Annotated in this window: 21 protein-coding genes and 1 pseudogene; 12 read left to right on the forward strand and 10 right to left on the reverse strand. The window is 70.1% G+C overall.

Going from position 1 to position 25,785, the window contains the following annotated elements:
- Window positions 1–74: 74 nt before the first annotated feature.
- Window positions 75–1,271 (reverse strand): bifunctional adenosylcobinamide kinase/adenosylcobinamide-phosphate guanylyltransferase, encoded by a 1,197-nt coding sequence (locus tag ABZX85_RS29255; protein WP_355874753.1) that lies wholly within the window; start codon window positions 1,269–1,271, stop codon window positions 75–77.
- Between the two features lie 204 nt (window positions 1,272–1,475).
- On the opposite strand from ABZX85_RS29255, the gene ABZX85_RS29260 reads away from it, so the two are divergent.
- A complete protein-coding gene (locus ABZX85_RS29260) occupies window positions 1,476–1,688 on the forward strand; it encodes a hypothetical protein (protein ID WP_355874756.1) in 213 nt (70 codons plus the stop codon).
- A 59-nt stretch (window positions 1,689–1,747) separates the two neighbouring features.
- Here ABZX85_RS29260 and ABZX85_RS29265 read toward each other — a convergent pair whose 3' ends face one another.
- Complete coding sequence (locus tag ABZX85_RS29265) at window positions 1,748–2,485, reverse strand: methyltransferase domain-containing protein (protein ID WP_355875317.1); 738 nt, start codon at window positions 2,483–2,485, stop codon at window positions 1,748–1,750.
- A gap of 50 nt (window positions 2,486–2,535) precedes the next feature.
- On the reverse strand, window positions 2,536–3,165 hold the full coding sequence (locus ABZX85_RS29270) for a DUF3043 domain-containing protein (protein WP_355875320.1): 630 nt from the start codon (window positions 3,163–3,165) through the stop codon (window positions 2,536–2,538).
- A 217-nt stretch (window positions 3,166–3,382) separates the two neighbouring features.
- On the opposite strand from ABZX85_RS29270, the gene ABZX85_RS29275 reads away from it, so the two are divergent.
- Both ABZX85_RS29275 and ABZX85_RS29280 read left to right on the forward strand, forming a co-directional pair.
- Window positions 3,383–4,180 (forward strand): PspA/IM30 family protein, encoded by a 798-nt coding sequence (locus ABZX85_RS29275; RefSeq protein WP_355874759.1) that lies wholly within the window; start codon window positions 3,383–3,385, stop codon window positions 4,178–4,180.
- A gap of 22 nt (window positions 4,181–4,202) precedes the next feature.
- Window positions 4,203–4,481, forward strand: a complete 279-nt coding sequence (locus ABZX85_RS29280) for a hypothetical protein (protein ID WP_355874762.1) — start codon at window positions 4,203–4,205, stop codon at window positions 4,479–4,481.
- 1 nt (window position 4,482) lies between these two features.
- Here ABZX85_RS29280 and ABZX85_RS29285 read toward each other — a convergent pair whose 3' ends face one another.
- Window positions 4,483–4,920, reverse strand: a complete 438-nt coding sequence (locus ABZX85_RS29285) for a VOC family protein (protein WP_355874765.1) — start codon at window positions 4,918–4,920, stop codon at window positions 4,483–4,485.
- A 201-nt stretch (window positions 4,921–5,121) separates the two neighbouring features.
- Here ABZX85_RS29285 and ABZX85_RS29290 point away from each other — a divergent pair, with 201 nt between their 5' ends.
- From ABZX85_RS29290 to ABZX85_RS29300, 3 genes are all read left to right on the forward strand, one after another.
- Window positions 5,122–6,345, forward strand: coding sequence for a sensor histidine kinase (locus ABZX85_RS29290; protein WP_355874768.1), 1,224 nt, complete (start codon window positions 5,122–5,124; stop codon window positions 6,343–6,345).
- Window positions 6,342–7,022 (forward strand): response regulator transcription factor, encoded by a 681-nt coding sequence (locus ABZX85_RS29295; RefSeq protein WP_355874771.1) that lies wholly within the window; start codon window positions 6,342–6,344, stop codon window positions 7,020–7,022. Before ABZX85_RS29290 ends, ABZX85_RS29295 begins: the two co-directional genes overlap by 4 nt.
- Window positions 7,023–7,158: 136 nt before the next feature.
- Window positions 7,159–10,245, forward strand: a complete 3,087-nt coding sequence (locus ABZX85_RS29300; RefSeq protein WP_355874773.1) for an efflux RND transporter permease subunit — start codon at window positions 7,159–7,161, stop codon at window positions 10,243–10,245.
- A 57-nt stretch (window positions 10,246–10,302) separates the two neighbouring features.
- On the opposite strand, the pseudogene ABZX85_RS29305 reads toward ABZX85_RS29300, so the two are convergent.
- A pseudogene (locus tag ABZX85_RS29305) lies at window positions 10,303–10,588 on the reverse strand (hypothetical protein).
- Between the two features lie 101 nt (window positions 10,589–10,689).
- Here ABZX85_RS29305 and ABZX85_RS29310 point away from each other — a divergent pair.
- The 4 genes from ABZX85_RS29310 to ABZX85_RS29325 all read left to right on the forward strand — a co-directional run bounded on the left by ABZX85_RS29310 (window position 10,690) and on the right by ABZX85_RS29325 (window position 20,047).
- Complete coding sequence (locus ABZX85_RS29310; protein WP_355874776.1) at window positions 10,690–12,951, forward strand: protein kinase; 2,262 nt, start codon at window positions 10,690–10,692, stop codon at window positions 12,949–12,951.
- A gap of 244 nt (window positions 12,952–13,195) precedes the next feature.
- The gene (locus ABZX85_RS29315; RefSeq protein ID WP_355874779.1) at window positions 13,196–14,152 is read left to right on the forward strand and encodes a tectonin domain-containing protein; all 957 of its coding nucleotides are present in this window, start codon (window positions 13,196–13,198) and stop codon (window positions 14,150–14,152) included.
- A 385-nt stretch (window positions 14,153–14,537) separates the two neighbouring features.
- Window positions 14,538–19,340: an RICIN domain-containing protein gene (locus tag ABZX85_RS29320; RefSeq protein ID WP_355874782.1), complete on the forward strand. Its 4,803-nt coding sequence runs from the start codon at window positions 14,538–14,540 to the stop codon at window positions 19,338–19,340.
- Window positions 19,337–20,047, forward strand: coding sequence for a hypothetical protein (locus ABZX85_RS29325; protein ID WP_355874785.1), 711 nt, complete (start codon window positions 19,337–19,339; stop codon window positions 20,045–20,047). The genes ABZX85_RS29320 and ABZX85_RS29325 overlap by 4 nt, the downstream gene beginning before the upstream one ends.
- A gap of 74 nt (window positions 20,048–20,121) precedes the next feature.
- Here the strand turns inward: ABZX85_RS29325 and ABZX85_RS29330 are convergent, their stop codons facing one another.
- From ABZX85_RS29330 to ABZX85_RS29340, 3 genes are read right to left on the reverse strand one after another with little or no spacing between them, the layout of a single operon-like run.
- Window positions 20,122–20,304, reverse strand: a complete 183-nt coding sequence (locus tag ABZX85_RS29330; RefSeq protein ID WP_355874788.1) for a DUF397 domain-containing protein — start codon at window positions 20,302–20,304, stop codon at window positions 20,122–20,124.
- Window positions 20,305–20,312: 8 nt separating this feature from the next.
- Complete coding sequence (locus ABZX85_RS29335; RefSeq protein WP_355874790.1) at window positions 20,313–20,510, reverse strand: DUF397 domain-containing protein; 198 nt, start codon at window positions 20,508–20,510, stop codon at window positions 20,313–20,315.
- Complete coding sequence (locus ABZX85_RS29340; RefSeq protein WP_355874793.1) at window positions 20,489–21,334, reverse strand: DUF5753 domain-containing protein; 846 nt, start codon at window positions 21,332–21,334, stop codon at window positions 20,489–20,491. Before ABZX85_RS29340 ends, ABZX85_RS29335 begins: the two co-directional genes overlap by 22 nt.
- A gap of 154 nt (window positions 21,335–21,488) precedes the next feature.
- On the opposite strand from ABZX85_RS29340, the gene ABZX85_RS29345 reads away from it, so the two are divergent.
- Window positions 21,489–21,761: a hypothetical protein gene (locus ABZX85_RS29345; protein ID WP_355874796.1), complete on the forward strand. Its 273-nt coding sequence runs from the start codon at window positions 21,489–21,491 to the stop codon at window positions 21,759–21,761.
- Between the two features lie 78 nt (window positions 21,762–21,839).
- Here the strand turns inward: ABZX85_RS29345 and nadA are convergent, their stop codons facing one another.
- Window positions 21,840–23,030, reverse strand: a complete 1,191-nt coding sequence (gene nadA, locus ABZX85_RS29350) for a quinolinate synthase NadA (protein ID WP_355874799.1) — start codon at window positions 23,028–23,030, stop codon at window positions 21,840–21,842.
- A gap of 242 nt (window positions 23,031–23,272) precedes the next feature.
- Here nadA and ABZX85_RS29355 point away from each other — a divergent pair, with 242 nt between their 5' ends.
- On the forward strand, window positions 23,273–23,629 hold the full coding sequence (locus tag ABZX85_RS29355; protein WP_355874801.1) for an iron-sulfur cluster assembly accessory protein: 357 nt from the start codon (window positions 23,273–23,275) through the stop codon (window positions 23,627–23,629).
- A gap of 76 nt (window positions 23,630–23,705) precedes the next feature.
- Here the strand turns inward: ABZX85_RS29355 and ABZX85_RS29360 are convergent, their stop codons facing one another.
- Window positions 23,706–25,664: a hypothetical protein gene (locus ABZX85_RS29360; protein WP_355874804.1), complete on the reverse strand. Its 1,959-nt coding sequence runs from the start codon at window positions 25,662–25,664 to the stop codon at window positions 23,706–23,708.
- Between the last annotated feature and the right edge of the window lie 121 nt (window positions 25,665–25,785).

The following is a 25,785-nucleotide window of genomic DNA, read 5'->3' on the forward strand; positions in this document are numbered from 1 at the left end:
GGGCCTGGCGGAAGGTGGCCGACGAGTTCGAGGGCGACCGGTGCTTCGTCGCCGAGCACACCTCCAGCACCCCCTCACCCCCGCAACACCACCCCCTGCCCCGCCACCACCAGCACCACCTGTTCGCACTTTCCGGCCACCGCTGCGTTCAGGCGGCCCAGTTCGTCGCGGTAGCGGCGGCCTGACGGGGTTGCGGGGACGATGCCTGAGCCGACCTCGTTGGAGACGAGGACGACGGTTCGGGAGGTCGTGCGGACGGCGGCCGTGAGGTCGGCGACGCGTTCGCGGAGGGTCTTCTCGCCGCCGTCGGCCCATACCGCGTCGTCCCAGGCACCGACGGAGTCCATCGCGTCGGTGAGCCACAGGGAGAGGCAGTCGACGAGGAGCGGGGGGCCGTCGGCCGACAGGAGCGGGACCAGGTCGCAGGTCTCGGCCGTACGCCACGACCCCGGCCGCCGCTCCCGGTGCAGCGACACCCGCGACGCCCACTCCGTGTCCCCGCCGCGCGTCCCGCCCGTCGCGACGTACAGGACGTCCGGGAACGCCTCAAGACGCCGCTCCGCCTCGACGGACTTCCCCGAACGCGCGCCGCCGAGGACGAGGGTGCGGCGGGGGACGTCCGGTACGTCCTCGTAGACGCCGACCGTCAGCGTCGTCCCGTCCGCCACGGCCCGCGCCCCCGCCGCCGCGAGCCGGCGCCGCAGCTCCGCGCCCGGGGGCACGTCGTGGTCCAGATGGACGGCGAGCACGTCGGTCGTCGCGCCGACCGCACCCACCGCCCGCAGCCTCGCGAGCGCGTCCGGCCGCCCCACGACGTCCAGCAGGACCATGTCGTAGCGCTCGGACTCCTCCAGCCCCGCCGGCGCCCCGCCCGGCGGCAGGTACAGCAGCCGCTGCCCGTCCGGGCCCGTCACCGCGTACCCCGTCCCGCCCGCGTCCATCGCCACGGCCCGCACCCGATGCCCCGTCAGCAGCGCCAGCTCCCGCCCGTCCGGCACGCGTCCCGGCCGGGGAAGCCCCAACGGCACCTCCACGGCCGGCCCGTCGTGCGGATGCGACAGCAACACCTGCCGCACCCCCGCGAGCGAGTGCCCCGCCCGAGCGGCGGCCAACGCGGCCCCGGGCGTCAGATCGAGCAGCAGGGCCCCGTCCACGAGCACGGCGGTCGCCGCCCGCGCCTCGCCCCCGAGGGACAGCGCGCAGACGGCACAGGGACAGCCGGGCCGGGGCAGGCCGGCGGGGGCGCCGGTGCCGAGCAGAGTCAATTCCACGGAACGATTTTCACCTGAAGGAGATCCGCACGCGCGCCATGAAATGCGACTGCCCGCAGGGCAGCGCATTTCAGGGGCGCGGGGAACTGCGCGATCAACCCCCACCGGCGGTCAGCCGAACAACACTCCTGAAGCCCCCTACGCCCCACCCCCCGAACCGCATACTCTGGGCAACCGGACCAAGATCAGACCCAGGAGGCGTACATGGCGGCATGGACGTGGCGGTTCGAGAAGGCCGACGGGACGGAGGTCCAGCCCGCGGTGGAACCGGAGGAGTTCACCACGCAGGGGGATGCCGAGTCCTGGATCGGAGAACAGTGGCAGCCGCTCGCGGAAGGCGGCGCCGACCAGGTACGACTGTTCGAGGACACCACGGAGATCTACGGCCCGATGAGCCTGCACCCGGCCGACTCCTGACCTCTCGGCCGACCCCTTCGCCGCCCGCCGGGACCCCCGCCGGGCGGCGAACCCGTTCCTCAGCCCCGTACTCCACACAGGTGCAGCAGCGCGGCGACCCGGCGATAGGGGTCCGTCCGCCCCGCCCGCTCCTCCGCCGCCAGCAGCGGAGCCAGATCCTCGGGCACCACCGCGTCGTCCGGAGCCGCGTCAGTGAACACCCGCACCCCGTACCACGCCTGGAGCGGCGCCCCGATCCCCCCGAGCGCGTCGGTGAGGGCCGCCAGCCGGTCCGCCCGGACGTCCAGCCCGAGCCGGTTCGTGTAGTCGACCGTGTCGAACGCGGCCTGCGCGGTCGCCCAGTCCCCGGACAGCCCCGGCCGCATCGCGAGGGCGTCGCCGTTGCGCACGAGGAGGGAGACCATCCCGCCGGGCGCCAGCATCCGCCCGAGCCCGGCGAGGAGCGCGTCCGGCTCGGGGACGTACATCAGCACGCCGTGACAGAGCACGACGTCGAAACTCCCCGGCAGGAAGTGCACACCGGTCTCCCGGCCGTCGCCCTCTATGATCCGCACCCGCTCCCGGATGCCCTCCGGCTCACCCGCGAGCGCCTCGCGCGCGGTCGCCAGCATCAGCGGGTTCTGTTCGAGACCGGTCACCTGATGGCCGAGCCGGGCCAGCCGCAGCGCCTGCGTGCCCTGCCCCATCCCGACGTCCAGCACCCGCAGCCGCCGCCCGACGGAGTACCGCCCGGCTATCTGCTCGTCGAGCTGGCGTGCGACCAGTTCCTGTCGTACGACATCCCGCAGCCCGCCCAGCCGGTCCAGCCAGGCCCCGGCCGCGTCCCCGGAGAACGACGGCGTAGCGCTCAGAGCTTCGCCCCCCGCTTGACCTGCGGCTTCGGCAGACGGAGGCGGCGCACCTGGAGCGAGCGCATGAGAGCGTACGGAACGGCGCCCTTGTGGCGCTCCTCCGGGAAGCGGGCCACGAGCTGCTTGCGCAGCCGGAAGCTGATGAGGATCGAGTCCAGCACGATCAGGACGATCAGGACCAGCCACAGCAGCAGCGACAGCGTCTGGAGCTCGGCGACGCGCACGATGCTCAGGACGAGGATCACGACGGCCATCGGCAGGAACGTCTCCGCGACGTTCAGCCGGGAGTCGACGAAGTCGCGGGTGAACTTGCGGACCTTGCCCTGGTCGCGCGCGGGCAGGTAGCGCTCGTCGCCGCCGGCCAGCGCCTCGCGCTGCTTGTCCAGCTGGCGCCTGCGCTCCTCGCGCTGTCGCTTGGCCGCCTCCTTCCGCGTCATCGGCGTGTTGGAGACACTGCGGCGCGTGGAGCGGGCCTCACTGCGCTTAGGCGTGGGCCGGCCCTTGGGGGCCTGCGGGTCTCGGGGCTGAGTGGAGTCGGCCGACGGCGCCTCGGCGGCGGCGGCTTTCTCGTCCTTGGTGGCACGGCTACGGAACACAAAACCCAAGGGTAAGCGTTCCGGGCGCATGGACCCCAGTCGGGCGGGGAACGATCCGGCAACGCCGGTCGTCCTGTTGAGCAAGGGGTCCACCTACTCCTTACGCCGGATCGGGGGCGGGCGCAGTCGTCCTTGGGGAGGAGCGCATCCGTCCCGGAACAGTGCGTCAATGGAGACAGGGCCCGTACTGTGGGTTCTGTCGCAGATCGTGAGCCGGAGTTCTGTCAGAAGGGGGCGCGCGAAGCCCATGAGCGGTGTCATGAAGCGTATGGGGATGATCTTCCGCGCGAAGGCGAACAAAGCCCTTGACCGGGCCGAGGACCCGCGCGAAACCCTCGATTACTCGTATCAGAAGCAGCTGGAACTGCTCCAGAAGGTCCGCCGGGGCGTGGCCGACGTCGCCACCTCACGCAAGCGCCTGGAGCTCCAGCTCAACCAGTTGCAGTCGCAGTCGTCCAAGCTGGAGGACCAGGGCCGCAAGGCGCTCGCCCTCGGCCGTGAGGACCTCGCCCGCGAGGCGCTCTCCCGGCGCGCGGCGCTCCAGCAGCAGGTGACCGACCTGGAGACGCAGCACTCCACGCTCCAGGGCGAGGAGGAGAAGCTCACCCTCGCGGCCCAGCGCCTCCAGGCCAAGGTCGACGCGTTCCGTACGAAGAAAGAGACCATCAAGGCGACCTACACGGCGGCCCAGGCACAGACCCGGATCGGCGAGGCGTTCTCCGGCATCTCCGAGGAGATGGGCGATGTCGGGCTGGCCATCCAGCGCGCCGAGGACAAGACCGCGCAGCTCCAGGCCCGCGCGGGCGCGCTCGACGAACTGCTGGCCTCGGGTGCGCTCGACGACCCGACGGGGCTCGCGAAGGACGACATCCAGACCGAGCTGGACCGGCTCTCCGGTGGTACGGATGTAGAGCTGGAGCTCCAGCGCATGAAGGCCGAGCTGGCCGGTGGTCCCGCCGCCTCCCAGCAGGCCATCGAAGGCGGCGCCGGTCAGTCCCAGCCCCAGCAGCAGCCGCAGGACACCCCCCGCTTCGACAAGCAGTAGGGGCCACGCCAAGGAGGGCGACATGATCGTACGGATCATGGGGGAGGGCCAGGTGAGGCTGGCGGAGAGCCACCTCACCGAGCTCAACAGACTGGACGACGAACTCCTCGCCGAACTCGAATCCGGCGACGAGCCAGCCTTCCGCCGAACCCTCACCGCCCTCCTGGACGCGGTCCGCGACCTCGGCGCACCGCTCCCGGACGACGCTCTGGAACCCTCCGACCTCATCCTCCCCAGCCCGGACGCGACCCTCGAAGAGGTCCGCGCCATGCTGAACGACGACGGCCTGATCCCGGGCTGACTCACACCCCCGGCGGTCTCTCCTCCCCGAACACCCACGGCGCCAGCACCACCAGCCAGCCGTCCGGGTCCTCGAAGAGCACCGCGCCGTGCTGCTCCCAGTAGGGGTTCACGGACGGCACCGGGCGGTGCCCGAACCCGGTCAGCCGCTCCACGGCCGCCGCGAGCGCCCCGGGCCCCCGCAGATACAGCACGAGCTGGTTCTCCGGGTTCGGCTCGGGAATCTCCGGCGGGTTCCCGTGCTGCAACAACTCCATCTGCACGGGCGCCCCCGGCAGCCCGAACACCACCCCGTCGTACCCACTGTGATCCCGCCACGCGGCCAGCACCGGCAGCCCGAGCACGTCCCGGTAGAACACGAGCACATCGTCGTACCGAGCAGTGGGCCGAGCGAACCGCACGGCACCGACGTCGAGGTGGGAGGGCCAGGAAGAAGTCATGCCGGAATGATCGCAAGCACGACAGCGGGCCGGGATCGGGCTGGGGGAGTAGCGCAGGAGGAGGCCGGTCCTAGGCCGTACGACGCAGGGTGCGCCGTGAGTCTTTCAGGGGCGCGGGGAACTGCGCGATCAGCCACGACGAACTCGCACCCGGCGACCAACAGGTACCCACCCCCACACTCCCCGCCGTATTTTGACAACGTGAGCACACTCGACAGGGCCCGCGGCGGCCTCAAGGCGCACCCCCTGGCCCTGGACGCCACCCTCGCCGCAGGCGTTCTCGTGTGCATGCTCGCCGGGAGCTTCGTGGACCCGCACGGGGAGCGGGGGGTCAGCTGGGGGGTGCGGACGCCGGACCCGCTGAGCCTGCTGCTGATGACCCTCGGCGCGATAGCCCTGATCTTCAGGCGCCGGGCCCCCGTGCGGGTCCTCGCGGCCACCTCCGGCGTCGCCCTGGCGGAGTGCCTCACCGCCGGAGATCCTCGCGCCCCCGTCGTCATGTCAGCGGTGATCGCCCTGTTCACCGTGGCCGCCACCACCGACCGCTCCACCACCCTGCGCCTCGGCCTCCTCACGGTCACGGTCCTCACGGGGGCCGCGATGCTGGCGGGCCCCCTGCCCTGGTACGCGCAGGAGAACCTCGCGGTGTTCGCGTGGACCGGGATCGGCGCGACGGCGGGGGACGCCGTACGCAGCCGCAGGGCCGTGGTGCAGGCGATCCGGGACCGGGCCGAGCGGGCCGAGCGGACCCGGGAGGAGGAGGCGCGGCGGCGCGTCGCCGAGGAGCGCCTCAGGATCGCCCGGGATCTCCACGACGTCGTCGCCCACCACATCGCCCTCGTCAACGTCCAGGCGGGCGTCGCCGCGCACGTCATGGACAAGCGCCCCGACCAGGCCAAAGAAGCCCTCGCGCACGTCCGCGAGGCCAGCCGCTCGGCGCTCAACGAACTGCGGGCGACCGTCGGCCTCCTCAGGCAGTCCGGCGACCCGGAGGCCCCCACCGAGCCCGCCCCCGGCCTCGGCCGCCTCGACGAACTCGCGGACACCTTCCGCAACGCGGGCCTCAAGGTCGAGGTCGCGCGCGCCGACCAGGACACCACCCTCCCCGCCGCCGTCGACCTCGCCGCGTACCGCGTCATCCAGGAGGCGCTGACGAACGTCCGCAAACACGCGGGCCCCGAGGCGAAGGCCGAAGTCAGCGTCGTCCGCGTGGGGCCGAACGTCGAGATCACCGTGCTCGACGACGGGACGCCCACCGAGGAGCCGGCCGGGGAGGCGGGCGGCGGGCACGGGCTGCTGGGGATGCGGGAGCGGGTCACCGCGCTGCGCGGCACCCTCACCACCGGGCCCCGCTACGGCGGCGGGTTCCGGGTGCATGCGATCCTGCCCGTCAAGACGACCAGCAAGGCGGAGACCCCCCTATGACACCGATCCGAGTCCTCCTCGCCGACGACCAGGCGCTGCTGCGCAGCGCGTTCAGGGTGCTCGTGGACTCCGAACCGGACATGGAGGTCGTGGGGGAGGCGTCGGACGGCGCGGAGGCGGTGCGCCTCGCCAAGGAGGAGCGCGCCGACGTCGTCCTGATGGACATCCGGATGCCCGGCACGGACGGCCTCGCCGCGACCAGGATGATCAGCGCGGACCCCTCGCTCGCGCAGGTGCGGGTCGTCATCCTGACGACGTTCGAGGTCGACGACTACGTCGTGCAGTCGCTGCGCGCGGGCGCCTCCGGCTTCCTCGGCAAGGGCAGCGAGCCGGAGGAGCTGCTGAGCGCGATCCGGGTCGCGGCGGGCGGCGAGGCGCTGCTCTCCCCGGCGGCGACGAAGGGCCTCATCGCGAGGTTCCTCGCCCAGGGCGACGACGACCCCCAGGACCCCGTCCGCGCGGCCCGCCTGGAGGCGCTGACCGTCCGCGAGCGCGAGGTCCTCGTCCAGGTCGCCGGGGGCCACTCCAACGACGAGATCGCCGAGCGCCTCGAAGTCTCCCCGCTGACCGTGAAGACGCACGTCAACCGGGCCATGGCCAAGCTCGGCGCCCGCGACCGGGCCCAACTCGTCGTCATCGCCTACGAGTCGGGGCTGGTACGCCCACGGGTGGAGTGACGTTCGGCCGGTCGTACTGCGGGCGGAGTAGGCGGCGGATAAGGAACGGGACCTCGGAGCTACGAAACCGGCCCCGGCGATGAACCAGGGTTACGAGGGACCACTTCTGCCGCTCCAGAAGAGAGAACTCCCGCCCATGTCCCGGCTGTCCAGGTTCAGCCTCGCCCAACGCGCCCTGATCGGGCTGATGTCGCTGGTCGCGCTCGTCTTCGGGCTGATCGCGATACCCCAGCTCAAGCAGCAGCTCCTGCCCACCATCGAACTGCCCGTCGTGTCGGTGATCGCGCCGTACCAGGGCGCCTCTCCCGACGTCGTCGAGAAGCAGGTCGTCGAGCCCATCGAGAACAACCTCGAAGGCGTCGACGGCCTGACCGGCGTCACCTCCACCGCCAGTGAGGGCAACGCCGTCATCATGGCGTCCTTCGACTACGGCAACGACACGAAGCGCATCGTCGCCGACGTCCAGCAGGCCGTGAACCGGGCCCGCGCGGGCCTCCCCGACGCCGTCGACCCGCAGGTCGTCGCGGGCTCCACGGACGACATCCCGACCGTCGTCCTCGCCGTCACCTCCGGCAAGGACCAGCAGGCCCTCGCCGACCAGCTCGACTCGACGGTCGTCCCCGCGCTGCGGGACATCGACGGCGTCGGCCAGGTCACCGTCACCGGCGCCCGCGACCTGCGCGTCACGGTCACCCCGGACGACGCGAAGCTCGCCGCCGCCGGTCTGAACGTCCAGTCCCTCGCGCAGGCCCTCCAGGCGGGCGGCGTCACGCTGCCCGGCGGCTCCTTCGACGAGGGCGGCGCGAACCGCACGGTCCAGATCGGCGGCGGCTACACGTCCGTCCAGCAGATCGCGGACCTCCGCGTCCCCGGCAAGTCCGTCAAGGTCAGCGACGTCGCGGCCGTCCGTGAAGGGGAGGCCCCGGCCGACTCCATCACCCGCACCGACGGCAAGCCCAGCCTCGCCGTCGCCGTCACGATGGCCCACGACGGCAGCGCGGTCACCATCTCGAACGCGGTCGAGGACAAGCTCCCCGGGCTGCGCAAGGACCTCGGCTCCGGCGCCGAGATCACGGTCGTCAGCGACCAGGGACCGGCCGTCTCCAAGTCCATCAAGGGCCTCACCACCGAGGGCGGGCTCGGCCTGCTCTTCGCGGTCCTGGTGATCCTCGTCTTCCTCGCGTCGGTCCGCTCCACGCTGGTGACGGCGGTGTCGATCCCGCTGTCCGTGGTGCTGGCCCTGCTCGTCCTGTGGGCGCGCGACCTGTCGCTGAACATGCTGACGCTGGGCGCGCTGACGATCGCGATCGGCCGGGTCGTCGACGACTCCATCGTCGTCCTGGAGAACATCAAACGGCACCTCGGCTACGGCGAGGAGCGGGAGACGGCGATCATCACGGCCGTCCGCGAGGTCGCGGGCGCGGTGACGTCGTCGACCCTGACGACCGTCGCCGTGTTCCTGCCGATCGGGCTGGTCGGCGGCATGGTCGGCGCACTCTTCGGCTCCTTCAGCCTGACGGTGACGGCGGCCCTGCTGGCGTCGCTGCTCGTGTCGCTGACGGTCGTCCCCGTCCTGTCGTACTGGTTCCTGCGCGCTCCCAAGGGCACCCCCGAGGACGCGGCCGAGGCCCGCAGGATCGCGGAGGAGAAGGAGGAGCGGAGCAGGCTCCAGAAGGCGTACGTCCCGGTCCTGCGGTTCGCGACGGGCCGCCGTCTGCTGAGCGTGGGCATCGCGGTCGTCATCCTCCTCGGCACCTTCGGCATGGCCCCCCTCCTGAAGACGAACTTCTTCGACCAGGGCGAGCAGCAGGTCCTGACGGTCAAGCAGGAGCTGGCGCCGGGTACGAGCCTGGCGGCCACCGACGCCGAGGCGAAGAAGGTCGAGGCGCTGCTCGCCGACACCGAGGGCGTCAAGGACTACCAGGTCACCATCGGCTCCTCCGGCTTCCTCGCGGCCTTCGGCGGCGCCACCGACAGCAACCAGGCGTCGTACCAGGTCATGCTGGAGGACTCCGCCCACTACGACGACGTCCAGAAGCGCGTCGAGGACGGCCTGAAGAAGCTCGACGGCGCCGGGACGGTCACGGTCTCCGCCGGGGACGGGTTCGGCGCGCAGGACCTCAGCGTCGTCGTGAAGGCGGCCGACGGGGACACCCTGCGCACGGCGTCGGAGGAGGTCCGCAAGGCGGTCGCCTCCCTGAAGGACGTCACGGACGTCACCAGCGACCTCTCCCAGAGCGTCCCGCGTATCTCGGTGAAGGCCAACTCCGCGGCGGCTGCGGCCGGTTTCGACGACCAGTCGCTCGGGATGGCCGTCGCGCAGGCGGTCCGGGGGACGACGGCGGCCAAGGCGGTCCTCGACGACACCGAGCGCGACGTCGTGATCACCTCCGCCAAACCGGCGAAGACGCTGGCGGAGCTGCGGGCCCTGTCGCTGGGCGCGGTGAAGCTCGGCGACGTGGCGACCGTCCAGGTCGTCGACGGACCCGTCTCGATGACCCGCATCGACGGCCGACGCGCCGCGACCGTCACCGCGAAGCCGACCGGCGACAACACCGGGGCCGTCAGCACCGCCCTCCAGTCGAAGATCGACGGTCTGAAACTGCCCGAAGGCGCACGGGCCGAGATCGGGGGCGTCACCTCCGACCAGGACAGCGCGTTCAAGAACCTCGGCCTCGCCATGCTGGCGGCGATCGCGATCGTCTTCATGCTGCTGGTCGCGACGTTCCGCTCACTGGCCCAGCCACTGATCCTCTTGGTCTCCATCCCCTTCGCGGCAACGGGCGCGATCGGGTTGTTGTTGATCACCGGCACCCCGATGGGCGTCCCGGCGATGATCGGCATGCTGATGCTCATCGGCATCGTGGTCACCAACGCGATCGTCCTGATCGACCTCATCAACCAGTACCGGGCCCAGGGCTACGGCGTGGTCGAAGCGGTCGTGGAAGGCGGCCGACACCGCCTCCGCCCCATCCTCATGACCGCGCTGGCCACGATCTTCGCGCTGCTGCCGATGGCCCTCGGGGTCACGGGCGAGGGCGGCTTCATCTCGCAGCCGCTGGCGGTGGTGGTGATCGGCGGACTGATCACATCCACGCTGCTGACACTGCTCCTTGTCCCGACGCTGTACGCGATGCTGGAACTCCGTAAGGAACGGCGAGCGGCGAAGAAGTCGGGCACGGCACCTGCGGAGACACCGGTGGAGGAGCCGGTGGCCGTGTAGACGGGGTCGAGCCAGGAGAGGGCCGGGTTCCTTACGGGACCTGGCCCTTTCTCGCGCTCAGAGGAAATCCGAGCTGTCCAAGTCGAAACCGAAGGGGTCGGGGAGGGGGAGGGCCATGCCGTCGGGTGGCATCCAGGTGTCGGCGCCACGGTAGAGGCGGAGCGCTTCGGGAGCGAAGGTGCCGTCCGGAATCACGAGGTTTCTCGTAGTGCTGCCCCTCAGGCTCAGCCCCTTGTTGCCGGAGAACTGCATGTCGACCCGCGATCTCCTCCTCGATCAGCTCCGCCCGGAAACCCTCCGGGGTGCCCAGGGCGAGGAACCCCTCCAGCAGAACGTCTGCCATGTGATGGACACCGGCAACCGTTCCCCCGAACGTGGAACTCCGTCTGCTTTGCATATCCTGTGACCTCGGACGTGCTCTGCGGGTGAGGGGTGAACGGGGCGGTGGCACTGCACGAAGGTGACCCCGAGGAGCTCGGTGGGTACCGGATCGTCGATCGGCTCGGGGCCGGTGGCATGGGTGTCGTGTACCGGGGGAGGGCCCGCTCCGGCCGTGAGGTCGCGGTGAAGGTGGTGCACGGCCAGTACGCCACGGACGCGGTGTTCCGGGCCCGGTTCCGGCAGGAGATCGCCGCCGCCCGCAAGGTGAGCGGCGCGTTCACGGCGGCCGTCGTCGACGCGGACCCGGACGCGGACCGCCCCTGGATGGCGACCCAGTACGTCCCCGGCCGCTCCCTGTCCGCGCGGGTGCGCGACGACGGCCCCCTGACCGGCTCCGAACTCCGCAGACTGGCGCTCGGCCTGATCGAGGCGCTGAGGGACATCCACCGCGCCGGCGTCGTCCACCGCGACCTCAAACCGGCGAACGTCCTGATGGCCGACGACGGCCCCCGCGTCATCGACTTCGGCATCTCCCGCGCCGCCGAGAACCAGCAACTCACCGAGACCGGCCACATGATGGGCACGCCCCCCTTCATGTCCCCGGAACAGCTCACGGACGCCCGCACGGTCGGCCCGGCGTCGGACGTCTTCTCCCTCGCCGCGCTCCTCACCTTCGCGGCGACGGGAAGGGGCCCGTTCGACGCGGACAGCCCCTACATAGCGGCGTACCAGGTCCTGACGGACGACCCCGTCCTGGACGGCGTCCCCAAGGCCCTCCTCGACCCCCTCTCCCGCTGCCTCGCCAAGGAACCCGCCGCCCGCCCCACCCTCCACGCCCTCGCCCCCGAACTCGCGGCGGCCCTCCCGGACGACGGCCCGGACGACGCGCTCACGGTCCCGCACCGCCCGCTGGACCCCGTACAGACGATGCTGCGGGACCCCGCACCGGACCCAGAGCCCTTGCCCGCGACGGCCTGGACAAAACCGGCACCGGACGCCGCAGCCCCGGACGCCGCCCCGGACATCGCGCAGACCCCCGACCCGGACCCCCACACCCCCCGCCCCCGCTCCCGCCGCCTCCCCCTGCTGGCCGGCGTCGCCGGTGCCCTCGCGATCACGCTGACGGTCTTCCTGACCCCGCTCTTCCAGAAGGACGACACGACGAAGCCGAAGCCGTCACCGTCCCCGACCCGCTGGGAGGCCCCGCCCGCGGGCTGGCGCCCCTGGCAGACGACCGTGTTCGCGACGGCCGCCGCGGGGGTGAGACAGACGTCGAAGCCGAACACCCACGGCGTCATGATCCAGTCCTGCGTCCTGGACAGCGGCTCCGTCTACTGCGCGGGCGACGGCATACTTCCCGTCCGTATCGACGCCGCGACCGGCCGCACACTCTGGCGCATCGCCCCCCTGCCCTCCGGCCTCCCGGCCGACCGCTACGGCGCCCAGGTCGTCGGCGTGCACGACGGCGTCCTGCTCCTGAGCGAGACCATCAGCGGCACGGCGGACGCGCTCGACGTGGACAGAGTCACCGCGTACGCCACCGCCGACGGCGAACGCCTGTGGAGCCGCACCGTCCAGGAGCGGTACGCGCACCCGACCCTCTTCGGAGACCTGGTCCTCCTGCCGGACGGCGGGACCGTCACGGCCCGCACCCCGAAGGACGGCAAGGCCCGCTGGAGCACGACGCTCCCCGCCGACTACGGCTGCGATTTCCACGACGGCTTCGCGGAGTGCAGGAACTACCGCACCGCGTCCGGCCCCGACCGCCTGCTCCTCACGGTCGACCCGACCGACGGCACGACCCGCCGCCTGCGCTCGGCCCCGCCGTACGACTCCGCGTACGCCGGTCTCCTCGACGGCTCTCCCGTGTACGTCGTCCTGCGCCAGGACTCCGTCTACACGAAGACCCTCGTCATCGACCTGAAGACCGACACCGTCCGTACGACGGCGTTGGCGCAGACGCAGGACGGAATCGTGGCCCTGGCACACGGCGTACTGACGTTCGTGACGTCGAGCGGCCAGGTGACGGGGGTGGCGCCCCTGACCGGGAAACGCCTCTGGCAGACGGCGACAACCCTGGAACGCCCCGGGGAAGCCGTCCCCGACAGGCGAGGCTCCCTCTTCCTCACGACCGCCAGCGGCAGGGTGGCGGCGCTGGACTCCCGTACAGGCACGCTCCTGTGGGAGACCCACCCTCGGGTGACGGTCGCCAGCATGGCCACCGGCATGCCCACACGCTCGATGCTCTACCAGGGCGCGTTCCTGGTCCTCGCCCCCGAGGGCACGCTCTTCAGCATCGACCCGGGGGACCAGGGCAAGAGCTGAGGCGCGGACGGGCCCACCGGCCCGCCCTGTTCCTCTGGCCGGAACAAGCCTCAACACCCACGCCCCCGCATGCCACGCTCTTTGCCGACAGTCCGGCGCCACGCGGACCGGGGGAACGGCTCTGCGGCAGGCGCGCTTCCGGCTGCGCCGGGCGACTCCCCGAACCCTGTGGTGCGGGTCCTCTTTCCCGACCAGAAAGCAGGGCAGTCGCATGCGAAATCTCCGACGCCGAATCCCCCGACTGATGGCCTCCGCCGCCCTCGCGGCGGTCCTCGTCGCCGCCCCGGGCATCGCCGTGTCCGCCCCGGCCACGGCGGCCACCGCCACCACCGCCGACTCCACACTCGCCGTCTCCCCCTACGGCTCCTCCATCGGCTCCGCCAGAAACGCCGACGGCAGACTCTCCCTCTTCGGCACCAACAGCGCCGACAACATCTGGTACCGCAGCCAGGTCACCATCGGCGGCACCTGGAACGCCTGGACCCAGTTCGACGGCGCCCTCCGCTCCATCGCCGCGGAAACCAACGCCGACGGCCGCATCGAGGTCTTCGGCGTCAACGGCGCGGGCCAGATCTGGCACCGCTCCCAGACCACGCCCGGCGGCGCCTGGTCCGCCTGGGTCCAGTTCGACGGCGCCCTGTCGTCGATCGCGGCAGCCCGCAACGCGGACGGCCGCCTCCAGATCTTCGGCTCCAACAGCGCCGGCCAGATCTGGACGCGTTCGCAGACGTCGATCGGCGGCGCCTGGTCGTCCTGGGTCCAGTTGGACGGTGGCCTGTCCCAGGTCGCCGCCGAGACGAACGCGGACGGCCGTATCGAGCTGTTCGGCGTCAACAGCGCCGGCCAGGTCTGGCACCGCTCCCAGACCACCCCCGGCGGCGCCTGGTCCGCCTGGGTCCAGTTCGACGGCGCCCTCGACTCCATCGCAGCAGCCCGCAACGCCGACGGCCGCCTCCAGATCTTCGGCTCCAACAGCGCGGGCCAGGTCTGGACGCGTTCGCAGACGTCGATCGGCGGCGCCTGGTCGTCCTGGGTCCAGTTGGACGGTGGCCTGTCCCAGGTCGCCGCGGAGACGAACGCGGACGGCCGTATCGAGCTGTTCGGCGTCAACAGCGCGGGCCAGATCTGGCACCGGTCGCAGTCGACTCCGGGTGGCGCGTGGTCGAGTTGGGTGCAGTTCGATGGTGCGCTGAGGCCGTAACTCACACGGGGCAGTGCCACTACGGCACTGCCCCGTCACGGGCGGTATCGAAAATCCCTTGTTCGGTAGAACACCTGTGCGTACGCTGAGTCAGCGCTGAGCAGATCTTGACCATTTCTGTTCGCGTTTTTGGTAATTGGCGACCGGGGGGCCGGTGCTGCCGGGGATCGCTCTCGGCGTGATGCCGGTATGTCGCTCGTGCGTGCCCCCGTTCGCTTTGTCGTCTTGACGCGATGTGACCGGGGGTTTTGTGCGTTCCAGACCTGTTGCCTCTCTGCCTCGTAGACGTGGGTTGCCCACGCGTCTGACTCTTCTGTTGGGGGCTGCGGCGACGTTGGTGTCGCTTGTCGTACGGCCGGAGTCGGCCGTGGCTGATAGTGCGACGGTGAGTTCGAGTGACCGGCCGGACGACTGGTTCGAGACCACGGCCGCTGAGCAACTGCGGTTCGACCAGTGCCTGATGAACGATGCCGTGCGGCTGGGCGGGCGTCAGATGCACGCCTTCGCCCAGGGTGCCCTCGATCAGACGCCGGAGAGGCTGCGGGAACTCGCGGCTCTGGACGGTGCGCACAACGGTCCGCTGAGACAGGTGTACGACAAGGACCAGACCGCTGCGATGCGCGACTCGACGCGGCGGGAAACGGTCCTGAACGGGTGGGAGGTGCCGCTGAAGGGGCTGGAGCCCCCGCGCGGGTTCGACTCCGTCGCCGACTTCCACGAAGTACCCAGGACGAAGGAGGAGGGCGGCGACTTCTACGACCGGACGGGGGTGGGCAACTGGTCCGGTATCCCCAACTGGCAGAAGACGTTCGACTTCTACGACCCGACCGCCGAGTTCGACGCAGCGACGCGCAAGGCCGTCGTGGACCTCGGTGGTCCGCTGTACGGCGGGGCGCTCGACCCGTCCTCGCCCGAGTGGAACCGTGCCTACTACGAGAAGCGGGCGTACGAGTACCTGACCGACGGGTTCGACGGCCGCGGTGCCGACGACGCCCGGATCTTCCTTTCCTCCGGCGGCTGGCCCGCGACCGCTCCGGAGCCGGGCACGGCGGAGTACCGGATCGCCGTGGAGGACCTGAAGACCCGGTTCGCCGCGTGCACCTGGCGTGATCCCATCGACCCGAACAAGGCGCTGCGCGCGGTGGAGGACACCGCGGCGGCGGAGTGGCAGCAGGAGATCGGCTCCCAGGCCGTTCAGCGCAACCAGATCCTGACGGCCGGCCAGGACGCCACCCGCGCGCTGGTCACGGGCGGCGAGACGGTGGCGGATCTGCTGGGCCAGTCCTGGATCGCCGACCACCTGACCCGCTGGCAGGACTACTGGAGCCCCGGCGGTCTCGGGCCGATCGGGGACGAAGGACGCGTCGTCGTCCAGGTGGAGGCCGCCAAGGGCAAGTGCCTGGACGTCGCGAACGCGGGTACGGCGAATGGCACTCCCGTACAGCTCACCACGTGCAACAAGAGCGCCGCGCAGAGCTGGCAGCTCGTCCCGTACGCGAGCGGGTATTCCCTCCTGAACCCGAACGCGGGTAAATGCCTGGACGTGTCGGGCGGCAACCCGGCCAACGGCACGAAGATCCAGATCTACACCTGCAACAGCAGCACCGCCCAGCAGTGGACGTTCGACATCCGTGCCGGGGGCGAGCTGCGCAACGTCGTCACGGACAAGTGCCTGGACCTCGCGAACTTCACCAACGGGACCGACGCGCGGCTGTGGGCCTGCACGGGCGGCAACTCACAGAAGTTCCGGGTCGTCCCCACGGAACAGAAGGGCAAGGTTCCGCCGACCGCCCAGTTCGACCAGGCCAAGCGGGGAATCACTGCGGCCCAGGCGCAGGCGAAGAAGCAACTCGCGGTGCTGAAGACTCAGTTGGAGGCGGCGCGGAAGGCTGCGACAGCTTCTGATGCCGCGGTTCAGGCGGCGTACGGGATCGCGGACGCCGCTGGTGCGCCGCGTGGGCGTGGGCTGTTGGCCGGCCAGCAGAAGGCCCAGGTCATCAAGGGTTCCGTGGCCGCTCTGGAAGCGCTGGTGAAGGCGGGGGAGACGGCCGAGGCGGCTACGCGGGCCGCTGCCGCCGACAGTGCGACGATCGCGCAGCGGGCGTTGGCTCAGGCGGCGCAGTCGAAGGCGGAGTTCCGTCGGGAGGCGGCGCGTACGGCGGAGTTGCAGGCGAAGGCGGCGTCCGACGCGGCGAAGCTGCACCGAGACAACGCGAAGAAGGACAAGGAGACCGCCGAGGCGAAACTCGCCGTCGCGCTGAAGGCGGAGGGGGACGCGAAGGCCGCTGCGGCTGACGCGCGGGCGAAGCGGCTCGGCGCCGAGGCGGAGGAGAAGACGGCGCTCGCGGAGCAGAAGAACGCCGTCGCGAAGCAGGCCGAGGCGAACCGGTTCAAGGAGACGGCCCAGACCGAGGCGGCTGCTGCGCAGGCAGCGCGGGGTAAGGCAGAGGCCGCCGAGACGACGGCTTCCGCGCACCGGGACGACGCGGTGAAGGCCCGCGACAACGCCAAGGCCAAGCGCGACGACGCGTGGGAGGCGGAGCAGAAGGCCGACGCGTTGCGGGCGAAGGCGGATGCGAAGGAGGCGTACGCGCAGTCCCTGGACGCCGGGGACGCCGCCGATGCGGCGCGGGGTGCGGCCGATGAGGCGGACCGGCGCGCCGGGGACGCGGAAGCGGCGGCGGGACGGGCCCGTACGGCTGCTGACGGCGCCACGCAGGCGGCGGCCGATGCGGACGCTGCCGCGACCCGTGCGGAGGCTGCCGCGAAGCGGGCCCGTGCGGACGCGGACGGTGCTCAGGCGGCGAAGCTGCGGGCCGACGCGGCGGTGAGGACCGCGACCGCCGCCGTCGCGGACGCGCTCGCCGCCGCCAAGCACGCCGCCGCCGAGGCCACGGCCGCCGTCGCCGCCGCCGGCCGCGCGGAGGCACAGGCCCGTACCGCCCGGACAGAGGCCGTCGGGGCACGGCAGGAGGCCGCGAACGCGGTCGCCGCCTCCGCCAAGGCCGCCGGATTCGCCTACGTCACGGCCCAGGCCGCCGCCGACGCCGGCGCGGCTGCCGCACAGGTCGCCGACCCCGCCAACGACGCCATCCAGATCGGCTCCGCCTACCAGGAGAAGGACTCCGTCGCCTCCCTGATCGCCCTGACCGGGCAGGCCGCAAAGACGATCGCCGAGCAGCAGAAGGCCGTCGCCGACGCGCACGCGCGCAATGCCGCTGCCGAAGCCGCCGCCGCGAAGAACCTCGCCGACCAGGCCAAGGGCGACGCGAAACAGGCATACGTCCACGCCGCGAACGCCGCAGGGTACGCCTCGACGGCCCGGGGCTACGCCAACGAGGCCCTTGGCTACTCGGCGGACGCGGCCAAGGCCGCCGTCGCAGCGTCCGCGTCCCTGACCCGGACGGTCGAGTACGACCGTCAGGCGGGCGTCGACGCGGCTGCGGCCGATGCCGCGGCCGGCCGTGCGGAGGGGTACGCCACCTCGGCCCGCGCCTCCGCCGACCAGGCGGCGCTGGACGCTTCGGCCGCGAGGGCCGCCGCAGCTCAGGCCGAACAGGCTGCGAAGGACGCCCGCGCTGCCGCCGACCGGGCGGATGTGGCCGCGACCGAGGCCGAACAGGCTGCGAAGGACGCCGACAAGTACGCCAAGGAAGCACAGGCCGCCGCTGACTCAGCCGAGCGGAAAGGGGCGAACGAGCAGGTCAAGAACGGTGCCGGGACCGGCCTCGGCGGCATCTTCTTCGTCGTCGACGAGAACGACGTCGAGGTCGTCGACGCCAAGCAGGACCACCCCTGTCAGCTTCCGCCGGGCATCGGCACGAGCTGCACCGTCACCTTCACGTTCACGTTCAACGCGAAGGTCGACTTCTACCTCTGCACCAACCCCGACGTCCCCGCCACCCAGTCCGGCTGCCCCGCCGCCGACACGGTCTTCCTGTCCACCCAGCCCTACAAGGGCCTGACCAAGAAGGTGACCCGCACCTTCAGCCAGCTCGACATCCTCAAGGGCCTCATCGAGACCTACCTCAAACTCGGCAAGGAACTCCTGGTCCAGGACTTCCTGGACTGCTGGCACGGCAGCGCGGGAGGCTGCGCCTGGGCGGCGTCCAACTTCATCCCGGGCAAGGCGTTCGCGAAGGTCGCCGAAGGTATCCGGGCGTTGGACGCGGCGATGCACACGGGTGTCGGTGTCGCGGACGCGTTCAAGGCGCTCAAGGCGTTGGACGGTATCGACCCGGCGACCATCGCGAAGATCGAAGGCGCGGTCAACGTCTACGAGGATGTGGTCACTGCCTGCCGCCGCAACAGTTTCCCGGGTAGCACCGAGGTACGTATGGCAGACGGCTCCCACAAGCCGATTCGCGATGTCCGGGTCGGTGATCTGGTCCTCGCCACGGACCCGGAGACCGGCTTGACGCTCGCGCGTCCGGTGATCGACACCTTCCGGCATGACACCGAGCGCTTGGTGGACATCACCGTGGTCGGTGGGACATTGACCACCACTGTAGGACACCGCTTCTACGTCGATGGGCGTGACTGGACCGTCGCCTCCGACCTGCGTATCGGTGACCGTCTGCGATCACCCGACGGTTCACTCAGGACCGTGATCGAACTGCGGGAACGGTCCGGATTGACACCGCGTGAGGTGTACGACCTGACAGTCGACGAGTTGCACTCCTTCTATGTGGGAACTACAGGTGACCTCCCGCAGGACGTCCTCGTCCATAACTGCACCGACATCGTCGCCGATGAGGGCATTGAAGAGGCGCACACTCTGAAGGACCATGTCAGGGCGAGCGACAATGACATGGCCAACAAGGCGAGGACTGCAAGGGGAGGTGTGGCCACTCGCTGGGCCAGTGAGGAGATCGCCGCAGAAGCCGTCGACAAGGCAATGAAGCAGTGGATTGCTCAGCGGGGCAACGCCGATGTGCTTCAAAACTGGATTAACAAACAGAGTCAACGGATCGGAAAGAATATTTCGTTCATTTCAACTCGCGATCTCAAGACCATCCGTTGGGAAGTCAGGGACATGCCGGGGCCGCTCGGGAAGAAGTGGGTGGTCAGGGGTGATGACGTAGAGGTCCGAGATGTTGAGACCAACATTGTCGTCATTCAGTTGAAGTACGTGGGTAAATCCCATAAAGGCAAGTACGTCGTCTATACCTCATACCTGGAAGGGTGACCGTGGTGCCGGAGGACCCGTACTTCGAAGACGACCAGATCGAGGACATCGGCCTCACCTGGGTGGTCTCGAAGCGGAGGATGTTCGATGACCTCTCGGCGGAGGATGCCGAGCGTTTTCTGCCGGACGGTCGTCTAGACGCGATGTGGCTGAGCCTGGCCGAGAGCGCGGTGGATACGTTCGATCGGACGAAGGCGCGGCAACTGGGTCAGGACATCGACCGGCTGACGGGTTCTCCGCTTCCGGAGAGCACCCTGCACACGGTGTGGCTCGGCGCTGCGCATGGCTGCTTCGACCCGGCTGAGCACGGTCCGGACACGCGGGCCTGGCTGAACCGGATGAGGGCGGTATGGCTGACGCGTGTCCGCCTGGACGACCCGGACTTCGATCCCGCTCCGCCGCAGCCTGTACGCGATGAGGCACTACGACAAGCGGTTCTCCGAGCGGTCGCCTTGGTCGCGGACGACCTCGACCGGTCGTTGACGGATGGCCGTCTGTATGGCGTTCCAGTACCCGGGTTTGTTCCTGCCCTGGAAGCGGTCGTCAGTCAGGCGTGTGTCGACCTTGGGTACCGATTGTTCCTGAGGGCGATGAAGGAGTACTTCGTGAGGGTCGAGACGCCGGCCTACGACGCCTTTGTCGCGCTGGGAAAGCGTTTCGACTATCCGCCCCTCCTCGTGGGAGACAACCTCAACTACCAAGTATGAGTTGAGCGGAGAGACAGGCCGCCTTCCACGGCAAGCGGCCGGGGTCCGCGTGTGCGGACCCTGGCCGTTGCGAGTCATGCCTTGAGGGAGTTGACGAAGGTGTCCCAGGCGGGGGCTGGGACAGTGAGGATGGGGCCGTTGGGGTTTTTGCTGTCGCGGACCGGGATGAGGCCGGGGAGGTGGTCGGCGATTTCGACGCAGGCGCCGCCGTTGGCGTTGCTGTGACTGCTGCGGCGCCAGTGGGGGTCGGGCGGCATGGAGTCCCCTATGACTTGAGGGAGTCGATGAACGTGTCCCAGGCGGAGGTTGGGACAGTGAGGGCGGGGCCGTGAGGGTTCTTGCTGTCGCGGATGGGGACGATTCCGGGGAAGTCCTCGGTGATCTCGACGCACGAACCCCCATTGGCGTTGCTGTAGCTACTCCGGCGCCAGTGGGCGGAGTTCAGCTCGGGGGTGTAGCGCATTTCTCGTAGTCCTCCATCGCCTGTTGGATCAACTCCGCCGAGTCTTCCGGAGGGAGAGCCTTGGAGCGGAGCACTTCGTACCGCCGTCGCCACTTCTTCACCGAGTCCCGGTCCTCGTAGAGGCGGCCGACCTCGATGCCCTCTTCGTAAGCCACGGTGGAGCCGTTGGGAAGAGCCAGCAGGTCCAGGGCGCCCCCCATCAGGTAGTACGCACCCGCGCCGAAGGGCATGACCTGAACCTTGCTGTCCGCAGTATCCACCTGTTCGAGTAGCCGAGCCAGTTGGTTGCGCATGCACTCCGCACCTCCCAACGGCCGCCGGAGGACTGCCTCGTCGATGATCGCCCAGCGCAGCGGAGGGTTTGCCGAGCGGAGACGATCCTGCCGGGACATTCGGGCGTTGACGAGGTCCTCCACCCTCTCTGGCGAAAGCTCTTCCTGGAGGCGGAACTGCGCGGTGGAGTACTCCCGGGTCTGCAACAGTCCAGGGAAGACCTGCGGACCGTACGCCTCGATCACGTCTGCCCGAGCCTCGAAGTCCATGTACCTCTTGTACTGGTCCGGGTGAGCCTCCCGTTTCGCCAGCTCGTACAGGTTGCTGTACTTCTCCCCCGTCCCGAACGCCACATCCAGATGCGGCGGCAGATCCGGCGGCGGCATCAACTCCGCCGTCTCCACCCGCGCCAGCGTGCTCTTGCTGGACGCGACGATGCCCGCGAGCTGGACGAGGGACAGTGAGGCGGCCTCGCGGTCGCGTCTCATCTCCGCCCCGAAGTAGTGCCGAGCCGACAGAAAAGGGGTCAGCTCGTTCGGTGTGAACGTCATTGTTCGAGCCCTCTCTTTCGCCGGTGTCCCATTCCCAACGGCGGGACCGGAAACACTGGTTGGGAATTGTTCCGGACAGCAATGATGGTGGCACAGACGGTGACCCCGTGAGGGAAAGAGAGAAAAGAACGTGCGAGATTCGAGTGGACGTCCGATGCGGCTCCTGCCGTGGACCTCGGACACGGGCCAGCCCTGCTACCTCAGCACGGACGACCCCGACAGCAGGATGAGCCGCCTCGCGGACAGGGTGGAGGCGGAACTCCTGGACTCCGCAGGGGATGTGCTGGACCACGCCAAGGAACTGCTGCGCGGCCAGACCCCCCTCCGCAGGGAGCTGACGTTCGCCGGAAAGCAGCTCGCGGCGGCGCTGGAGGACACCCTGCGGATCGCGAAGAGCCGAGGGGTGAGGCTGACTCCGGAGGAGTAGCGAAAATCACCGGCCGCAGAAACGCCACAGGGCGCCCCCTCGATAACGAGAGAGCGCCCCGCGTATTCAAAGAACCTTTTACGGCAGCGCCAGCATCCGCTCCAACGCCAGCTTCGCGAACTTCTCCGTTTCCTTGTCCACCGAGATCTGATTGATCAGCTTCCCGTCGGCCAAAGACTCCAGCGTCCACACCAGATGCGGAAGATCGATCCGGTTCATGGTCGAGCAGAAGCACACCGTCTTGTCGAGGAAGACGATCTCCTTCCCCTCGGGAGCGAAGCGGTTCGCCAGACGGCGGACAAGGTTCAGCTCCGTCCCGATGGCCCACTTCGAGCCCGCCGGGGCGGCCTCCAGCGCCTTGATGATGTACTCCGTCGACCCGACGTAGTCGGCGGCGGCGACGACCTCGTGCCGGCACTCGGGGTGGACCAGGACGTTCACGCCGGGTATCCGTGAACGGACGTCCTCGACGGACTCCAGGCTGAAGCGGCCGTGGACGGAGCAGTGGCCCCGCCAGAGGATCATCTTCGCGTTGCGGAGCTGCTCGGCGGTCAGCCCGCCGTTCGGCTTGTGCGGGTTGTAGAGGACGCAGTCGTCGAGGGACATCCCGAGGTCACGGACGGCGGTGTTGCGCCCGAGGTGCTGGTCGGGAAGGAAGAGCACCTTCGCCGAGGAGCGCTGCTCGAAGGCCCACTCCAGCGCCCGCTGCGCGTTGGACGACGTACAGATCGTCCCCCCGTGCCGCCCGGTGAACGCCTTGATGTCGGCGGAGGAGTTCATGTAGGAGACGGGCACGACCTGATCGGCGACCCCCGCCTCGGTCAGCACGTCCCAGCACTCGGCGACCTGCTCGGCCGTCGCCATGTCGGCCATGGAGCACCCGGCGGCGAGGTCGGGCAGGACGACCTTCTGGTCGTCGGAGGTCAGGATGTCGGCCGACTCCGCCATGAAGTGGACACCGCAGAAGACGATGTACTCCGCCTCGGGGCGGGCCGCGGCGTCCCGCGCCAGCTTGAAGGAGTCGCCCGTGACGTCGGCGAACTGGATGACCTCGTCGCGCTGGTAGTGGTGGCCGAGCACGAAGACCTTCTCGCCGAGCCGCTCCTTGGCCGCGCGGGCGCGCTCGATCAGGTCCGGGTCGGACGGCGAGGGCAGGTCGCCGGGGCACTCGACACCCCGCTCACTGCGGGGGTCGGCCTCCCGGCCGAGCAGCAACAGGGCGAGCGGGGACGGCTGGACGTCGAGCTGCGTGGTCTGGGCGGTGGTCACGGCACGCACCCTTTCTACTTTTCGTCGATCTGACGCTATCTATCATAACTCGGTTAGTGTCACCTTGACGATGGTCATAGCGTCGATGTGACATGAATCCCTGCGAGGCGTTTTCGACCCCCGGGGCCATGTGCGAGCATGAGAAGAGAAGCGAACGGAAACGCCAGACCCGGAATGAATCCGGGGCCCCGTCGGTTGCAACCGTCGGCAAGCAGTCTCCGTACAACCCGGGAGAGATGTAGATGTCCGTATCGGACGAGACCAGCACCGCCACCGACGGCATCCTCTTGAGTGACGCCGCCGCGGCCAAGGTCAAGGCCCTGCTCGACCAGGAAGGCCGGGACGACCTCGCCCTGCGCGTCGCCGTCCAGCCCGGTGGCTGCTCCGGCCTGCGTTACCAGCTCTTCTTCGACGAGCGCTCGCTCGACGGCGACGTCGTCAAGGACTTCGGCGGCGTCAAGGTCGTCACCGACCGCATGAGCGCCCCCTACCTCGGCGGCGCCTCCATCGACTTCGTCGACACGATCGAGAAGCAGGGCTTCACGATCGACAACCCCAACGCGACGGGTTCCTGCGCCTGCGGCGACTCGTTCAACTAAGCGGTACGAAAAAGGCGGCGCCCCCTGCGAAAAGGGGCGCCGCCTTTTTGTGCAAGCGATTACTGCGGGTACGCGATTACTGCACCGTCTCCGGCAACCGCGCCCCCGCCTTCGCCAGCGGAATCGCCGCCCCGTCCGCCCCGACGACCTTCCGGTCACCCAGCGGCTTCTCCAGCGTGACCGTCTTGCTGAACTCCTTGGCGATCATGATGCAGACCTTGTCCTTCCACGGGACCTCCGTCACGGTCACCGTCACCTGCGCGTCGGTCTCCTTCGCGCTGACGCTGTAGTCCCCGCACACCCCGCCGGTGTAGCTCACCGTCAACTCGTTCCCGGACGCGCTGTATCCGTCGATCTTCACGTTCCGGGGAAGCGACTTGCTCGGCGTCGAGGGCGCCGGACTCGCCTCACCCGCCAGGTACTTGGGGTCGACCGCCGGGTACGACACCACGTACGGCGTCTCCGCCTGCACCGTGAACAGCCAGGACGGCACCAGCAGTTGACGCCCCTGCGAGGTGTGCGCGGCCAGCCCGAACACCGCGCCCGAGACCTTCGCCACCGACTGCTTCGCCCCCTGCTTCGCCCCCTCGGTGACCTGCCCGCACGGCTGCTCCAGCCGGTCCTTCAGCGGCATCGGCGTCGCACACCCCCCGATCCCCATCCGATGCGTCGCGTTCTGCGCCGAGTTGAGCATCTCCAGCGTCTTCTCCGCGCTCAGCACGGGGTACGACGCGCCCTTCTCCGGCGCCGCCAACTGCCCCGTGCCGCTGACGACCTCACCCTGGCCGTTGACGGTGATCCCGGTCGTCCAGCCGTTCGTCGGCAGCTTCCCGAGCACCGGGTCCGCGTTGACGACCCGCTGCGCGCCGGCGGTCTGACTGGCGTCCACCTTCGCGTCGTCCTGCCCGACCGCCTTCAGCACCGGCTCCGCCGCGGCCTCGGCCTTCGCCTCGCTGACCGGCGGGGTCGTCGTGTCCAGCGGCTGCTTCGCGCAGACCGTGTCGCCCGTGCAGTTGTCCGTGCCGGGGGCGTAGCGGGTGAACGTCCACATGCCGGGGGCCGTGCGGTTGACGCGCAGGACCGGGCCGGTGCCGTCCTGCCCACCGCCCACCCGCCACGCGGGCCCCTCCACGACGGGCGTCCCGTCGACCCCGAGGGCCTTGGCCAGCCGGAGGACCTCCGCCTGGTCGACGTCGCCCTTCGCCCAGTAGACCGGCGCGGACGTCGGACCGCCGGGGAGGGTCCCGGTCGCCTGGTACGTCGTCCCGTACGGGTTCGGCTCCCCGGGCGCGATGCCGTTCCCGCCACCGCTGCCGCTGCCGCTGCCCCCGGCCTGCGGGTTGATGCCGTCCAGCGTGAGGTTCGGCGGCGGTGCGTCGTCCGCGTCGCTCTGTGCCGGGACCCCGCCCGCCTTCTCCTCCGACCCGGCCGAGGCGTTCGACGCGATCAGCGCCCCGCCGGCCCCGATCAGCAGCACGGCGGCAGCGGCGACGGCCACGATCAACGCGGACGGCCGCCGGCGCCGTGCGGCCAGCTCGTCGCCGGGCACCCCTTCATCGGGCGCCTCCTCCACGGGGCCGAGACGCCGGATACGGCCGGTGTCCTCGACGACGACATCGTCGTCCGGAGTGCTCGCGACAGCCTCTTCGACGGGCCCGAGCCGACGGATGCCGTCACGGTCGTCACCGGGAGCGTCTTCGTCGTCCTCGGCGACGGGGGAGGGGGCCTCGGCCTTGGTGAGCGAGGGAGCCGGGGCCTCTTCGCCGGACGGCGTCTCGGCCTCCGGTGCCTCGGTATCGGCCACCTCGCTCACCGGCGCCTCGACGTCGTCCACCTCGGACTTCGGTGCCTCGGCACCGTCCGCCTCGGCCGCGTCAGCCGTCCTGGCCTCCGCCGAAGTCCCGGCCTCCGCCGAAGCCTCTGCCTTCGCCGAAGCCTCGGTCTCCGCCGGAACCTCTGCCTTCGGCTTCTCCTCCGCCGATTCCTCCGGCGTCGGGGACGCGGTGCCGTCGTGGTCGGGTCGCTCGGTGTTCACCGCATCGCTCCTTTTACTGCGCAACTGTTCCGTGGGGGGCGGCAGGCGGGACGTATCCCGCCTCCCCTTTACGGGGGACAGCGATGGGACGCAGCGGGGGAGCGTGTGGTTCCCCTGGGAC

The sequence above is a fragment of the Streptomyces sp. NPDC004539 genome, from assembly GCF_040610055.1.
Lineage (GTDB): Bacteria > Actinomycetota > Actinomycetes > Streptomycetales > Streptomycetaceae > Streptomyces.